The organism is Streptococcus sp. ELY_137 (genome assembly GCF_058314515.1).
The window spans coordinates 34,335-49,300 of the sequence record NZ_JBZFUL010000009.1 but is presented as its reverse complement, the minus strand read 5'-3'; the positions used below and the strand labels follow the sequence as shown (position 1 = coordinate 49,300).

At 41.3% G+C, this 14,966-nt stretch carries 11 protein-coding genes and 1 pseudogene; 6 read left to right on the top strand and 6 right to left on the bottom strand.

Features of this window, described 5'->3' with window-relative positions:
* Positions 1 to 248: 248 nt before the first annotated feature.
* Both nrdE and AC4HAO_RS07575 read right to left on the bottom strand, forming a co-directional pair.
* Complete coding sequence (nrdE, locus tag AC4HAO_RS07580; RefSeq protein WP_491093226.1) at positions 249 to 2,408, bottom strand: class 1b ribonucleoside-diphosphate reductase subunit alpha; 2,160 nt, start codon at positions 2,406 to 2,408, stop codon at positions 249 to 251.
* Positions 2,409 to 2,510: 102 nt separating this feature from the next.
* A complete protein-coding gene (locus AC4HAO_RS07575; RefSeq protein ID WP_491093227.1) occupies positions 2,511 to 2,735 on the bottom strand; it encodes a redoxin NrdH in 225 nt (74 codons plus the stop codon).
* 705 nt (positions 2,736 to 3,440) lie between these two features.
* Here AC4HAO_RS07575 and icd point away from each other — a divergent pair.
* From icd to AC4HAO_RS07555, 4 genes and pseudogenes are all read left to right on the top strand, one after another.
* Positions 3,441 to 4,626, top strand: a pseudogene (icd, locus tag AC4HAO_RS07570) (NADP-dependent isocitrate dehydrogenase).
* A gap of 173 nt (positions 4,627 to 4,799) precedes the next feature.
* Positions 4,800 to 5,063 (top strand): phosphocarrier protein HPr, encoded by a 264-nt coding sequence (locus tag AC4HAO_RS07565; protein WP_447451988.1) that lies wholly within the window; start codon positions 4,800 to 4,802, stop codon positions 5,061 to 5,063.
* 4 nt (positions 5,064 to 5,067) lie between these two features.
* On the top strand, positions 5,068 to 6,801 hold the full coding sequence (ptsP, locus tag AC4HAO_RS07560) for a phosphoenolpyruvate--protein phosphotransferase (protein WP_491093229.1): 1,734 nt from the start codon (positions 5,068 to 5,070) through the stop codon (positions 6,799 to 6,801).
* A 256-nt stretch (positions 6,802 to 7,057) separates the two neighbouring features.
* Positions 7,058 to 8,488, top strand: a complete 1,431-nt coding sequence (locus AC4HAO_RS07555; RefSeq protein WP_491135015.1) for an NADP-dependent glyceraldehyde-3-phosphate dehydrogenase — start codon at positions 7,058 to 7,060, stop codon at positions 8,486 to 8,488.
* 269 nt (positions 8,489 to 8,757) lie between these two features.
* On the opposite strand, the gene AC4HAO_RS07550 is transcribed toward AC4HAO_RS07555, so the two are convergent.
* A complete protein-coding gene (locus AC4HAO_RS07550; protein ID WP_491135014.1) occupies positions 8,758 to 9,510 on the bottom strand; it encodes a glucosaminidase domain-containing protein in 753 nt (250 codons plus the stop codon).
* A gap of 361 nt (positions 9,511 to 9,871) precedes the next feature.
* On the opposite strand from AC4HAO_RS07550, the gene AC4HAO_RS07545 reads away from it, so the two are divergent.
* Positions 9,872 to 10,606, top strand: a complete 735-nt coding sequence (locus AC4HAO_RS07545; RefSeq protein WP_491135013.1) for a PHP domain-containing protein — start codon at positions 9,872 to 9,874, stop codon at positions 10,604 to 10,606.
* A 111-nt stretch (positions 10,607 to 10,717) separates the two neighbouring features.
* A complete protein-coding gene (gene tpiA / locus AC4HAO_RS07540) occupies positions 10,718 to 11,476 on the top strand; it encodes a triose-phosphate isomerase (RefSeq protein ID WP_491135012.1) in 759 nt (252 codons plus the stop codon).
* A gap of 70 nt (positions 11,477 to 11,546) precedes the next feature.
* Here tpiA and AC4HAO_RS07535 read toward each other — a convergent pair whose 3' ends face one another.
* The 3 genes from AC4HAO_RS07535 to yidA are packed head-to-tail and all read right to left on the bottom strand — an operon-like array spanning position 11,547 to position 14,799.
* Positions 11,547 to 12,779 (bottom strand): aminoacyltransferase, encoded by a 1,233-nt coding sequence (locus tag AC4HAO_RS07535; RefSeq protein WP_491135011.1) that lies wholly within the window; start codon positions 12,777 to 12,779, stop codon positions 11,547 to 11,549.
* Positions 12,779 to 13,990: an aminoacyltransferase gene (locus tag AC4HAO_RS07530; RefSeq protein WP_447451996.1), complete on the bottom strand. Its 1,212-nt coding sequence runs from the start codon at positions 13,988 to 13,990 to the stop codon at positions 12,779 to 12,781. Before AC4HAO_RS07530 ends, AC4HAO_RS07535 begins: the two co-directional genes overlap by 1 nt.
* Positions 13,990 to 14,799, bottom strand: coding sequence for a sugar-phosphatase (yidA, locus tag AC4HAO_RS07525; RefSeq protein ID WP_447451997.1), 810 nt, complete (start codon positions 14,797 to 14,799; stop codon positions 13,990 to 13,992). Before yidA ends, AC4HAO_RS07530 begins: the two co-directional genes overlap by 1 nt.
* Between the last annotated feature and the right edge of the window lie 167 nt (positions 14,800 to 14,966).

Below are 14,966 nucleotides of genomic sequence, written 5' to 3'. Positions count from 1 at the left end.
GTAGTAGAAGGTGTCGATAATACACCTTCTACGAAGTTAGTAAGTGAACTAGCCAAACCGCCGATAGCGGTTGGCGTGTCAAACATAGGAGCTTTAGCTCCAAGTTTGCCATGTCTAAAGAGTTACGACACGTAGTAGAAGGTGTCGATAATACACCTTCTACGAAGTTAGTAAGTGAACTAGCCAAACCGCCGATAGCGGTTGGCGTGTCAAACATAGGAGCTTTAGCTCCAAGTTTGACTGTTCAGTTAGATCACACAGCTTTCACACTGATTAGCGCCGACTTCATCTCCATCATCTGTGAAGGTGCGGACATAGTAGATTGACTTAACACCTTTATTGAAGGCATAGTTACGAAGAATGGATAGGTCGCGAGTGGTCTGCTTGCTTTCTTTTTTCCATTCGTACAGCCCTTCAGGAATTTCACTGCGCATAAAGAGTGTTAGTGACAAACCTTGATCAACATGCTCGGTAGCAGCTGCGTAAATATCAATGACTTTACGCATATCCATATCATAAGCAGATGTGTAGTAAGGAATGGTATCTGTCGACAAACCGCTGGCTGGATAGTAGATCTTACCAATTTTCTTTTCTTGCCGCTCTTCAATCCGTTGGGTGATAGGGTGAATTGAGGCAGAGACATCGTTGATATAAGAGATAGATCCATTTGGTGCGACAGCTAGACGATTCTGGTGATAGAGACCATCTTTCATAACGGCCTGACGGAGAGCTTCCCAGTCCTCAGCTTGCGGGATAAAGTGTCCTTCAAAGAGTTTCTTAACACGCTCAGATTTAGGCACAAACTCACCGGTCACGTATTTGTCAAAGTAAGTGCCATCAGCGTATTTAGATTTTTCAAAACCGACGAAAGACTCACTGCGTTCACGGGCAATATTGTTGGATTCAACCAAGGTCCAGTAGTTCATCAGCATGAAATAGATGTCAGTGAACTCAATCGATTCAGGACTGCCGTACTCAATGTGGTTACGAGCGAGGAAGGAGTGGAGCCCCATTGCCCCCAAGCCAAAGGTATGAGCTTGCTCATTACCGGCCTTGATCGTTGGGACCGCTTCAATATTTGAGGAATCTGTCACAAAAGTAAGTGCACGGGTCATAGCCTTAATAGAACGGCCAAAATCTGGAGATGCCATCATATTCACTACATTGGTAGAACCAAGGTTACATGAAATATCGGTTCCCATCTGTACAAATTCTTGTGCATCATTAATCAAGCTAGGCTTTTGAACTTGCAGAACCTCTGAACACAAGTTAGACATAATGATGCGACCATCTATAGGATTTGATCGATTGGCTGCATCGACATTGATGATATAGGGATAGCCTGATTCTTGCTGCAACTTAGAAATTTCGGTTTCTAACTCACGAGCAGAGATTTTTGTTTTGGCAATCTTAGGATTAGCCACTAACTCATCATACTTTTCGGTAATATTAATATAGTTGAACGGGACACCGTACTCTTTTTCTACAGAGTACGGACTAAAGAGGTACATCTCCTCATTTTTGCGGGCCAATTCATAGAATTTATCAGGAACAGTAATCCCCAATGACAGGGTCTTAACCCGAACCTTTTCATCCGCATTTTCCTTTTTAGTTGATAAGAAAGAAAGGATATCAGGGTGGAAGACATCCAGATAAACTGCCCCGGCTCCCTGACGTTGTCCCAGCTGGTTAGAATAAGAGAAACTGTCTTCAAAGAGCTTCATCACGGGCACAACACCAGAAGCTGCCCCTGCGTAGCCTTTGATTGGGGCTCCAGCTTCGCGCAAGTTGCTGAGCGAAATCCCAACACCGCCTCCGATACGTGATAGCTGAAGAGCTGAGTTGATGGAACGACCGATAGCATTCATATCGTCGGTTACTTGAATTAAGAAACATGAGACTAATTCCCCCCGACGGCTGCGTCCAGCATTTAGAAAGGATGGTGTTGCTGGTTGATAGCGCTGATGAATCATCTCCCTTGCCAAATCGCTGGCCAACTGTTCATCTCCATTTGCAAAGTAGAGAGCGTTAAAGAGAACGCGGTCCTCAATGCTTTCGAGATAATACTCGCCATCATTAGTCTTTAAAGCATACTGCTGGTAGAACTTATAAGCGGCCATGAAAGATTGAAAATGAAAGTCTGCTGCTTGCAGCTCCTGTGCTAGCCCTTCGATAAAATCAGCTGAGTACTTCCTGATAAAATCAGCTTCGATGTAATCATTAGCCATTAAGTAATTTATTTTGTCCGTAATAGAATCAAAGGCCATAGAATTAGGCACAACATTCTCCCTGAAGAAAGCCTGCAGGGCTTCTTTATCCTTATTAAGAGGAATTTGACCATTGACAGGACGGTTAATTTCATTGTTGAGGCGGAAGTAGGAAACTTCGCCTAAATCTTTAAGACTCATAGGTATTTCCTTTTATCTATAATAATTATAATGTAGGGTTGTTAAATTTAAACTGCCAAGCAGTTTTGAACTGCTTGGTCAGCCTTGTCCTTATATGTGAAACTAAATAATTTCTTTTAGTTTAGCAGGTTGAAAACCTGAGAAAGCTACATCACCAGCCTCGATAACTGGAGCGGCCGTAAAACCTAAACTCTTAACATAATCAATTTTCTCTGGCTGCTCATCGATGTTAATCTCTTCAAAATCAGCACCATTTTGCTCCAAGAACTTCTTGGTCATCTTGCATTGCATGCAGTTGTTTTTAGAAAACAAAGTAATCTGTGACATCGTATCTCTCCTATAAATTAGTACCTAATAAGGATACCCAAATTAGAAAGAAAAAGCAAGCAATTTTGCTCAAAAACCACAATATTTTGTGCCAGTCAAAAAAACCACCCCCAACATCTTGTGGTAAACTTTTCTTCTTAAAATATGCCGAGAAATCCAGTGATAGCAAGGATTCAATAGAAAACTACCAAGAAAATCGGAACCACTATCTACTATATATTAGATAACCGATGGTATTTTGGATTGAAAAATGAATGGGACAGACGCATCTACTGTCAATGGATAAAATCTTCTTGGCGGTTCGATATCCAATTTACTTGAAGTATTAAAATGCAGGAGATTCAGCCGACTTACTTTCATGGTGTTTTGATGCTGTGCCAATAAATCTTTTATAGTTCTTTGGAGGCATGCTGAAATAATAAATTTTTTCGATACTTGGTGTGTAAACTAAATATTTTGTGCACTAAAACTAATCTAGTAACATATACCATAGATTTAATACAAGTTAGGAACCCATGTACAAATCAAGAGCTATGATTTGTACTGTGGATTTTTCTTCTTCGACAATTTATCCTATTCTAAGGACAGGTAATAGTTGTGTTATACTCATGTCCGAGAGCAGTAACCTGGAAAAACTACCTTCAATGTATCTAGACTATCTAAAACGAATTCGTTAGAAATAAGCTCAGCTAAAGAGGTGATAATATGGCAGATAAAATTACGTTGAAAAATAACAAACTGCAGGTTACAGACAATCCTACCATCGTTTATATTGAGGGTGATGGCATAGGTCGGGATATCTGGTACGGCGCTCAGACTATTTTTGATACAGCGATTGCTAAGGCATATAAGGGACGAAGAAAGCTCGAATGGCAGGAAGCTCTAGCTGGTAAAAAAGCTTTTAAAAAAAACAGGACATTGGTTACCAATGGAAACTTTACAAATGATTAAGGAAAATTTGATCGCCATCAAAGGTCCTTTAGAGACACCAATTGGCCAAGGAATACAGTCTTTGAATGTTTCCCTTCGTCAGGAATTGGATCTTTACGCCTGCGTTCGGCCCATTCGTCATTTCAAAGGAATTGAAAGTCCACTGAAACATCCTGAAAAAGTTGCTATGACTATCTTTCGCGAAAATACAGAAGATCTTTATGCTGGGATTGAATGGGAAGCTGGCAGCAGCCAGGTCAAAAAGGTTTTGGATTTCCTTCAATTTGAGATGGCGGTTGATCAAATTCGTTTTCCTGAAACAACCAGCATCGGTGTTAAACCAATTTCTATTCAGGGGAGTGAACGTTTAATTCGTTCGGCTATTACATATGCCTTGGCTAATAACTTACTGCGAGTCACCCTAGTGCATAAGGGCAATATCCAAAAATATACAGAGGGTGGCTTCAGAAAATGGGGCTATGGACTAGCCCAGCGTGAATTTTCAGCTGAATTAGCCAGTGGACAATTAGTTATTGACGATATTATTGCTGATAATTTTTTTCAGCAGATTCTCCTTAATCCTGAGCGTTTTGAAGTCGTTGCCTTGACTAATCTCAATGGAGACTACGCTAGTGATGCTTTAGCTGCCCAAGTCGGTGGTATAGGCATATCGCCGGGTGCTAATATCAATTACCAGACAGGACACGCTGTTTTTGAAGCAACACACGGAACCGCTCCTGATATTGCGGGGTGTGGTCTCGCCAATCCCTGTTCAATTTTGCTGTCGGGAGCAATGATGTTGGCTTATATCGGCTGGAGTGAAGCCGCTGCTTTAATTGAAAATGCTATTGAGGCAGTATTTTCAAAAGGCTGTTTTACGAGAGATCTGGCAGGCAATCGGCCTAGTCTAACGACGGCCAAATTTATTGCTGCCTTATTAGAAGAACTGCAGAAAGAATAGCAATATTTGCTGGTTGAAAATTAGAAAATATATCTAAGAAAAGGGTTTCAAAAAATTTTCGTAAATAACTTTATACCTTGAAAATAAGCAAACGGTATGATATAATCCTATTTTGTAAGGGTTATCATGCGATAATCCAAAAAATATTTACATTAGAAAAAAGGAGAATCCTTATGGCTTCTAAAGATTTCCACATTGTTGCAGAAACAGGTATTCACGCACGTCCAGCCACTTTGCTTGTGCAAACAGCTAGTAAATTTGCCTCAGATATCACTTTGGACTACAAAGGTAAATCAGTAAACCTTAAATCAATTATGGGTGTTATGAGCCTTGGTGTTGGTCAAGGTGCTGATGTAACAATCACAGCAGAAGGTTCAGATGCAGATGATGCTATCGTAGCTATCGATGAAACAATGACAAAAGAAGGATTGGCTTAAAACTATGACAGAAATGCTTAAAGGAATTGCAGCATCAGATGGTGTTGCTGTTGCTAAGGCATATCTACTAGTTCAACCGGACTTATCATTTGAGACTGTATCCGTTACAGATACAAATGCAGAGGAGGCTCGTCTAGACGCAGCTCTAGCAGCGGCGCAAGACGAGCTTTCTCTTATCCGTGAGAAAGCAGTAGATAGCCTAGGAGAGGAAGCCGCAGCCGTATTTGATGCGCACTTGATGGTTCTTGCTGACCCAGAAATGGTTGGGCAAATTAAAGAGACGATTCGCGCTAAAGAGGTGAATGCCGAAGCTGCCTTGACAGAAGTGACAGATATGTTCATCACTATCTTTGAAGGTATGGAGGATAACCCTTACATGCAGGAGCGTGCAGCGGATATTCGCGACGTAACCAAGCGTGTACTAGCAAATCTCCTTGGTAAAAAATTGCCCGATCCAGCGTCGATTAACGAGGAATCAATCGTCATTGCTCACGATTTGACTCCGTCAGACACAGCACAACTGGATAAGAAGTTTGTTAAAGCCTTTGTGACTAATATTGGTGGACGTACCAGCCACTCTGCCATTATGGCACGTACGCTGGAAATTGCAGCTGTACTTGGTACCAATAATGTGACGGACACCGTTAAAAATGGTGACCTCATAGCAGTTAATGGTATCACTGGTCAAGTAATTATTAATCCTACTGACGAACAAGTGGCTGAGTTTAAGGCGGCTGGTGAAGCTTACGCCAAGCAAAAGGCTGAATGGGCTCTCCTGAAAGATGCTGAGACAGTGACTGCTGATGGCAAGCATTTTGAATTAGCAGCCAATATCGGTACACCTAAAGATGTTGAAGGTGTCAACGACAATGGTGCTGAAGCTGTTGGTCTCTACCGTACAGAATTCTTGTATATGGATTCTCAAGACTTCCCAACTGAAGATGAACAATATGAAGCTTACAAGGCTGTACTCGAAGGTATGAATGGTAAGCCAGTTGTGGTTCGTACTATGGATATCGGTGGCGATAAAGAACTGCCTTACTTCGATCTTCCAAAAGAAATGAACCCTTTCCTTGGTTTCCGTGCTTTGCGTATCTCGATTTCTGAGACTGGCGATGCCATGTTCCGTACACAAATTCGTGCCCTTCTTCGTGCCTCAGTTCATGGTCAATTGCGGATTATGTTCCCAATGGTTGCCCTTCTTAAAGAATTCCGTGCTGCTAAGGCCGTTTTTGAAGAGGAAAAAGCTAACCTCAAGGCTGAAGGTATTGCCGTAGCCGACAATATTCAGGTGGGGATCATGATTGAAATCCCTGCAGCAGCAATGTTGGCTGACCAATTTGCTAAAGAAGTGGACTTCTTCTCAATTGGTACCAACGACCTTATCCAATACACTATGGCTGCAGACCGTATGAACGAACAAGTATCATACCTCTACCAACCCTATAACCCATCAATCCTTCGCTTGATTAATAATGTTATCAAGGCGGCTCACGCAGAAGGTAAATGGGCTGGTATGTGTGGTGAAATGGCCGGCGACCAGACAGCAGTTCCATTGCTGGTCGGTATGGGGCTTGATGAATTCTCTATGTCCGCAACATCAGTTCTTCGTACACGTAGCCTGATGAAGAAATTGGATACCACTAAGATGGCAGAGTACGCTAACCGTGCTTTGACAGAATGTGCTACTATGGAAGAAGTTCTTGAACTTGAAAAAGAATATATCAACTTTGACTAATAGACTGTTGAAGTTAGATGAGTCTGTGACAGAAGTCCAGACTCTTTTATTGTTCTAGATTTACTAGATTAACGCAGTGGTTGAGAATTCTATCTTGGGGGAGCCACGCTCTCTCTTTAGCCAATTCAACTAGACACTAAGAGTCTAATCAACATTTAATTTAGTTCAAAATATTCTGATTATTCTTGGTAGCAGATATTGGAAAAATAGCTAAAAAGTGATAGAATAGGTCTATCAACGCTAAAAGGAGAACTAGATGACGACACAATACAAAAACTACGTCAACGGTGAGTGGGTCTTATCTGACCAAGAGATTAAAATCTATGAACCGGCAACTGGTGAAGAACTGGGCTCTGTTCCAGCTATGAGTCAAGCAGAAGTAGATCACGTTTACGAGGTAGCCAAGGCGGCTCTGCCAGCATGGCGTGCTCTTTCCTATGTAGAGCGTGCAGCTTACCTGCACAAGGCAGCTGATATCTTGGAGCGCGATGCTGAAAAGCTAGGTGCAGTTCTTTCAAAAGAGATTGCTAAAGGCCTGAAATCTGCTATTGGAGAAGTAACACGCACAGCTGAAATTGTTCACTATGCTGCTGAAGAAGGTATTCGAGCAGAAGGTGAAGTCTTGGAAGGTGGTAGCTTTGATGCTGCCAGCAAGAAGAAAGTTGCTATGGTTCGCCGCGAACCTGTCGGTCTTGTTTTGGCTATTTCGCCATTTAACTACCCTGTAAATCTAGCAGGTTCCAAAATTGCACCGGCCTTGATTTCAGGAAATGTAGTAGCCTTTAAACCACCGACGCAAGGCTCTATCTCTGGCTTACTTTTGGCAGAAGCCTTTGCTGAGGCTGGCATTCCTGCAGGTGTCTTCAATACAATTACTGGTCGCGGTTCCGTTATTGGTGATTATATTGTTGAACATGAAGCAGTTGATTTCATCAACTTTACTGGTTCAACACCAGTTGGAGAAAATATCGGGAAGTTAGCTGGTATGCGACCAATTATGTTGGAACTTGGCGGTAAAGATGCAGCTATCGTACTGGAAGATGCTGACCTTGAATTAACAGCTAAGAATATTGTTGACGGTGCTTTCGGTTATTCCGGACAACGCTGTACAGCTGTCAAGCGTGTGCTCGTCATGGATAGTGTAGCAGATCAGTTAGTTCAACTGGTTACTGAGAAAGTTGAAAAACTGTCTGTCGGTATGCCAGAAGACAACGCTGATATTACGCCATTAATTGACACAAAATCAGCTGATTATGTTGAAGGCCTAATCCAAGAAGCTGCTGACAAGGGAGCATATGCGGCAACTCCTATCAAGCGAGATGGCAATATCATTTATCCAACCGTCTTTGATAAGGTGACAACAGACATGCGTCTGGCTTGGGAAGAGCCATTTGGACCTGTTTTGCCAATTATCCGTGTTAATTCTGTTGATGAAGCACTTGAAATTGCCAACAAGTCTGAGTACGGTTTACAAAGTTCAGTCTTTACTAAAGACTTCCCATTAGCTGTTAAGATTGCTGAGCAGCTGGAAGTTGGTACAGTCCATATCAATAATAAGACTCAGCGCGGTACAGATAATTTCCCATTCTTGGGAGCTAAAAAGTCAGGTGCTGGTGTTCAAGGTGTTAAATACTCTATTGAAGCTATGACCAACGTTAAATCAATCGTGTTTGACATTGCTGATTAAAAAATAGAAGAAGAGGAGCGTAAGGGTTCAATTTCCTAGCTCCTTTTTCCATACCCAAAAAGGCTCTGTAATAACTTATGGAGACTTTATCTTCCCCACTACAGGAATCAAGGGTCATTTGCTTATAACCTATAATATGGAGAAAAGTTTAGCTTCTTTGATACTTTCACTTGAAAAAAGCAACCGTTATCCTCCGATGATTGCTTTTTTTGATAATAGGCATATACGAAAAATTATTATTGAAAGTAACGAAACTTCCCTGACTAACTTTATCCTTCAAGTTGAGCTTTAGCCCAGCTGTTATCCTGCCGTAAGGTCCCAGCACTTGTATAACTCTGTCGGTAAACATTGTAAGTTAGTCCAGGCTTATAAAAACTGACAGGCTGATCGTAATCTGTTAAGTGGTAAAGAGTAATGATATGATTGAGTTTGGTATTATAGCTAGTATCAGTCGCATAAAGACCAGTCAAGGTCTGGGTAGCCTCCTGATAGTCTCGAGTATTCGATTTATGAGTATCAGCGTAGAGATTTTGGCTGAGCAGATCAGCATAATCTTCTAAGGATTGAGTATAAGAGGGATATTTTCTGAACTGGGCATCGATCTTATAAGCGTTGCCCTTGCCATCATCCTCCCAGGTCTGAAAAGTCGCAGAGTCGCCTTTATAATCTCCCTTGATACCAAAGAGGTTATAATTGGGCTCAGAACCAAGTTTAGAAGTTCCATGGTTGCTTTCTAAGACGGCTTGGGCAATCATAACAGAAGCGTAGAGATCGTGGTCTTGGGCAATATTTCTGGCATCTTCGCCAATCTGATTGACAAAATATAGCACAGCAAGATCCTGGCTATCGCTCGGTTTGGGAGGCTGGCTGGTATTTTGACTGAAGCGGGTCAGCAGGATGTAGGAGCCAAACAAGACGATAGCTGCTGTCAATAGCATTGTCAAGATGAAGGATTTGCGATTCTGTTTCTTGATGGAAAAGAATTTTCGCCAGCCATACTTTTTGCTTTTACGTTTTGCCATGGTTCACCTCCTTTGCTGAGAATTCCGTACTGATTAGTATAGCATAGATAAAGGGATTTCTGTTGGAAAAACCAAAATATGGTAGAATAATAGAAAACCTAGCATTGCATTAAAAGCTTAGGAATAACTGATCTTCTGGTATTAGCTTCACCCGAATTAGAGATAGAGCTAGCCTACTGGCTTTTGATGGGGCATTTTGTCTGCAGATAAACGGTACTGGCTTTCAAAACCTTAGTCTTTCTAGCTATCTTGTAAATTGAGTCTGCCTTGGTGCCTAGCAACCTAGAAAAGATCCTGCCTAGCACTAAAAAGTGACAATAGCAACGAAAGTTTACCCTTATTCAGTATTAAGGAGCAGTTTATGCGCGATAATCATTTACATACTTATTTTTCTTACGATTCCGATGCCCGATTTGAAGATTACCTGAGTCAATTTAAGGGGGAGATTGTAACAACTGAGCACTACGATCTCTCAAATCCCTATACTAGGCAGGATGATATTCCAGATTATAAAGCTTACACAAAAGAAATTGCAGATTTGAACAAAAAATTTGGCAACCGTATAAAAAGGGGCGTTGAAATTGGTTATTACCAGCCGCGTGAAGCAGACATTTTAGAATTTTTGTCTGATAAGAACTACGATTTAAAGCTGCTTTCAGTTCACCACAATGGCCGCAATGATTATTTAGATGATGAGATAGCAGATAGAGATAAATATGAAGTGACCCAAGAATACCTAGATAGACTGGAATATGCTATCGGTCGAATTGATGCCGATGTATTGGCTCATTTTGACTATGGTTTTCGCTTATTTGAGATGTCAGTAGCAGAGCTTCAGCTGTATCAAGAGCAGCTGCTTCGAATCTTTCAAAAAATGATAGATAACCATCTAGCTTTTGAGTTGAACAGCAAATCTATGTATCTCTATCATCATGAACATCTTTACCGCTATGCTCTCTCTCTAGTCAAATCATTGGGCTGTCAGCGCTACTCCCTTGGCTCAGATGCCCATAAATTGGATCATTTCCGTTTGAATTTCGATAAAATGCAAGTACTTATGAAAGAGTTTGGTATTGATGAAACCCAGCTTATTTGAGCCTACAATCACCGCTTGGATTTTCGAGAAAATTCTGGCAAAATCTTTCAATGACTTGGGAATTATGTTAGAATGAAGTGGTAAATAATTTTAATAGAAGAGGTATGTGAAATGTCACGTAAACCAATTATCGCCGGAAACTGGAAGATGAATAAGACTGCTGCAGAAGCTCGTGAATTTATTGATGCTGTGAAAAACAATATTCCTTCAAACCAACTCGTTGATACTGTTGTGGGCTCTCCTGCCCTCTTTCTTGAAGGCATGAAAAAAGGCGTTAAAAATACTGAATTGCAAGTAGCTGCCCAAAACTGCTACTGGGAAGACTTTGGTGCTTTCACTGGTGAAACAAGCCCAGCAGCGCTTGCAGCTCTCGGTGTTGAATATGTTATCATTGGTCACTCAGAACGCCGCGATTACTTCCATGAAACAGACGAAGAAATCAACAAAAAAGCTCATGCTATTTTCGACCACAACATGACTCCTATCCTTTGCTGTGGTGAGTCTCTCGAAACTTATGAAGCAGGAAAAACGGCTGAATGGATTGAAGGACAAATTACTGCAGATCTTAAAGGTTTGAGTGCTGAGCAAGTGTCTAACTTGGTTATCGCTTACGAGCCAATCTGGGCTATTGGTACTGGTAAATCAGCTGATGCCAACATTGCTGATGAAATCTGTGGTGTTGTTCGTTCAACAGTTGAAAAACTCTACGGTACAGAAGTGGCACAAGCCGTTCGTATCCAGTACGGTGGTTCTGTAAAACCTGAAAATATTGCGGAATATATGGCTAAAGAAAATGTTGACGGTGCCCTTGTTGGTGGTGCTTCACTGCAAACCGATAGTTTCCTTGCCCTTCTTGACTTCGTAAAATAGGTGTCTGTAATAAAACACTATAAAAAGCAACTCTACCCAGAGTCGCTTTTTTTGTTGCTTCGCTTTATTATCATCGTCCTAAAATTTTTTTAATAGTATTTAGAACTTTATATTTTAATGGATTTGGATAGTAGCGAAAGGTTCCCGTTTTACGGACGATATAGCCGTTGAAATTCTGTTTAAACTTCAAGACACCATCGCTATTATCGAAAATCCCCTGAATACCTAAGAAATTGTAGGTTGGAATGCCACGTTTTAAGGCTTCTAACATGACATATTCCTGCAGGAGGGCAGGTGCGTAGAATTTGTTAAATTCTGTATAAGAACCGCTAAAAAGATAGATAGCTTCTTGTTTCGTATAGACAAAAAGGCTGCCTGCCAAGATGACGTCATCCTGGCCATATTGTTCAATCAGCTGTCTAGCTTCGCTTTTACGAACCTCAAAGGTTTCATACTGACTGGAGAATTCCCGAAGCTGATTTTGTTTTTTTTCTGAGTTTGGATTTTTTTCTAAGTCGGCTTGCAATTTAGAAATCTTTTGTCCCAGTTTATCTTGATCGTCCTGCAAGTGTCCTAGGTAGTCTTGGAAGTTGATACTAGCCACCATAAATTCAGCCTTGTCCCCCCAGCTATCATAGAAATCCTGATAGTAGTCTAGGGGTTTGTCGGTATAATCACGACGATCTGATGTTGTGGACGTAATCTCTTTGAAGATTGATAATTCCTCGCGCTGGAGCTTACGCAATTTGGTCCCAAAAGTCTTAGACTTTTTAACTAGCGGACGTCCCTTCTTGCTGAAGGATTTTAGCAGATTATCTGCAGTAAGAGCAGTCATATCCTTGACATAATGCCAGTCAGGTTCACCGCCCGGATAGCCAGTCTGAAGGCCATCGTGCTGAAAGCCTAAATCGGTTAAAGTTTTAATCAGCTCAGGGCGCTCTTGATCACTGGGCTTACCATCACTGTCAAAAGTTTGGTAGGTATCATAGGGTTTCACAATAAGCTCTAGAACCCCCTGGTTCTTAGCATAGTCCTGCAAAGCTTGATAAAAATCACTGAGATACCTAGTATCTGTTGAAAAGGGGCCGGAATTAATTTCCATGTGGAGGCCACCAGTCATAGGGATAGTGAAAAGCAGGGCAGCCACTTGCAGCTTCCCATCAGCTTTAATCCCTACATAGCTGATACTATAACCGCGTCTGCGAAAGAGGTCTGCCATTTCAACGGATTGCATGAAGGATTTGTAGGAAACTTCTTGGCTGAATTGTTCAAAAACTTCTTGACTCAAAATTTCAAACGTCATTAGTGGTTGCTCCTTGCTTGTTTCCGTTTATTGTAAGCAAACATGGCCGGTTTATAGAGAAGGCTGACAGGGATATTAAACTCACCGATAAATTCTTCGATGGTTGGATTAAAATTAGATTTGAATTTAGTCAAACCGTCATCCAATGTTCCTTCGACACCGCCCATATTGGCCCAGGTGATACCATCAGTATAGGCATCTTCAAAAACTTTAGGATAAAGTGAGTACTGTGGATAAAATTTCTTGAATTCGTCGTTCATTCCGGCGTAGAGCATTTCCATAACATTACCGAAACGAACAGATAAAATTCCAGCGATAATAAGGTCATCATCGTATTTATTGACAAAGTCTTCAAATTCCGCAATATATTTTTTTACTGAGTTTTGTTGCTGAGTCAATTTGGTCAGTCGCTTCTTTTGATGGTCAGCCGTTTCTGATAAATCTTTTTCAATCTGCTCCAGCTGCTCTTTGTACTCAGCTAAACGCTTGGACAGATTAACCTTAGCCAAGTGCAGATAGGCATCATCACCATAGATGGACATCATCTTTTTAAAATAATCATAGTTCCGTAGGGCAACTCCCTTGCGATTTTCTGTCAGTGCAACAACATCAGCAAAGGCTTGAACATCATCAATACTGCCGCGACTTGTTACAACCCCACGATTATTGGCATCTTTCATTAACCGTTTAGTATGTTTGGGGAAGGTTGCTGCCATATCTTCTTGAGTGTAAACGTTGGCTTGAAAACGAGGCTGAATGCTCTCTGCGATTTCACTTGTTCGTCCAGTCCACTGTGCCCCAGCTTTTTGAAGTTTATCTAAGATAGCCAGAGTATCAGGGTTTTCTTCAATCTCTTCCCCGATCTTATATGCTTTTAACAGCAAGGCTGGATCAAACTTAATAAAAAGGGCACGTTTTGATTTCCCATACTTTTTCAAAGATTGGATAACAAAATTAACAAGGTCTTGATCCGTATAATCCATGATTGGTCCGCGCGGAATATAGAGCATGGTAAAACCTAGAGGCAGGCGCTTAATCAGGATAGAAGCAGATGCAATTTGGACCTCATCTTTGTAAAAACCAATGCGCTCATTGCTCCAATTATCCTTGACCTGTGCCCAAGCACTGCTTTGGAGTAGGTTGGTCTGATTGCTTGCTTTAGCAAAATCATCGTGTTCTTGTGCTGAGATACCAACTTTATAGGTAAACATTAATTTAAGACCCACTTTCTAAGGGCGTAAGCAACGCCGGATTCATCATTTGATTTGGTAATATGTTTGGCAATTTTTTTCAATTCAGGATTGCCGTTGGCCATCACAACGGGGTGCCCGACAACTTCCAGCATAGCTCGGTCATTTTCCTCATCACCGATGGCCATGGTCTCATCTAGACTATACCCCAGATGCTGCGCTAGGTGTTTAACAGCTTCCCCCTTGCTGGCAGTCTTATTGAGAATTTCCAGATAGAAAGGCCGGGACTTCACGATTGTGAAACGCTGATAAAAATCTTCAGGAATCTTGGCGATAGCAGCATCCAATAGTTCAGGTTCATCAATATACATAGCTTTAACGAAGTCTTTATCAGTGACTTCTTCAGGTGTACGGTAGAAAATAGGCATGCTGACCAAGGTAGATTCATGGACAGTATATTTTCCAATATCACGATTGCTGGTATAGATACCATCTTTAGTGATAGCATGCGAGTGGATCCCCAATTTATTCGCTAAGACCTCAATATCCAGATAGTCCTCATAGGCTAAACTATCTGAAAGCAAATCCTGACCGGTTGCTGTATCTTGAACCAGTCCGCCATTGAAGGTAATGACATAGTTGTCAGGTTCATTTAAATGGAGTTCGTTTAAAAGACTTTGGACACCGATGATAGGACGGCCAGTTGTAATAACCACTTTGACCCCAGCAGCCTTGGCCTCTTGGATAGCATCAAAGACATCAGCAGTAATCTGACGTTCGCTGTTAACCAAGGTGCCATCAATATCAACAGCCACGAGTTTAATTGCCATAGCATCTCCTTAATTATCAATTATAAAAGTATAACTAATACTCTCTGAAAATTAACAGGATCTCGGTAATTCTCTTTGAGCATAAAATAACAGCCTTTCTAAAAAAGGCAGAACACCTCTACTATATTACTAAAAATCCTGCCATTTGTCATGACAGGCAGTAATAG

Excerpts from the sequence above, each read along its gene's own strand:
- AC4HAO_RS07545 (WP_491135013.1), top strand. The coding sequence starts at position 9,872 with ATGCGCGATAATCATTTACATACTTATTTTTCTTACGATTCCGATGCC.
- AC4HAO_RS07530 (WP_447451996.1), bottom strand. The coding sequence starts at position 13,990 with ATGTTTACCTATAAAGTTGGTATCTCAGCACAAGAACACGATGATTTT.
- AC4HAO_RS07565 (WP_447451988.1), top strand. The coding sequence starts at position 4,800 with ATGGCTTCTAAAGATTTCCACATTGTTGCAGAAACAGGTATTCACGCA.
- yidA (WP_447451997.1), bottom strand. The coding sequence starts at position 14,799 with ATGGCAATTAAACTCGTGGCTGTTGATATTGATGGCACCTTGGTTAAC.
- tpiA (WP_491135012.1), top strand. The coding sequence starts at position 10,718 with ATGTCACGTAAACCAATTATCGCCGGAAACTGGAAGATGAATAAGACT.
- ptsP (WP_491093229.1), top strand. The coding sequence starts at position 5,068 with ATGACAGAAATGCTTAAAGGAATTGCAGCATCAGATGGTGTTGCTGTT.
- AC4HAO_RS07535 (WP_491135011.1), bottom strand. The coding sequence starts at position 12,779 with ATGACGTTTGAAATTTTGAGTCAAGAAGTTTTTGAACAATTCAGCCAA.
- AC4HAO_RS07555 (WP_491135015.1), top strand. The coding sequence starts at position 7,058 with ATGACGACACAATACAAAAACTACGTCAACGGTGAGTGGGTCTTATCT.
- nrdE (WP_491093226.1), bottom strand. The coding sequence starts at position 2,408 with ATGAGTCTTAAAGATTTAGGCGAAGTTTCCTACTTCCGCCTCAACAAT.
- AC4HAO_RS07575 (WP_491093227.1), bottom strand. The coding sequence starts at position 2,735 with ATGTCACAGATTACTTTGTTTTCTAAAAACAACTGCATGCAATGCAAG.
- AC4HAO_RS07550 (WP_491135014.1), bottom strand. The coding sequence starts at position 9,510 with ATGGCAAAACGTAAAAGCAAAAAGTATGGCTGGCGAAAATTCTTTTCC.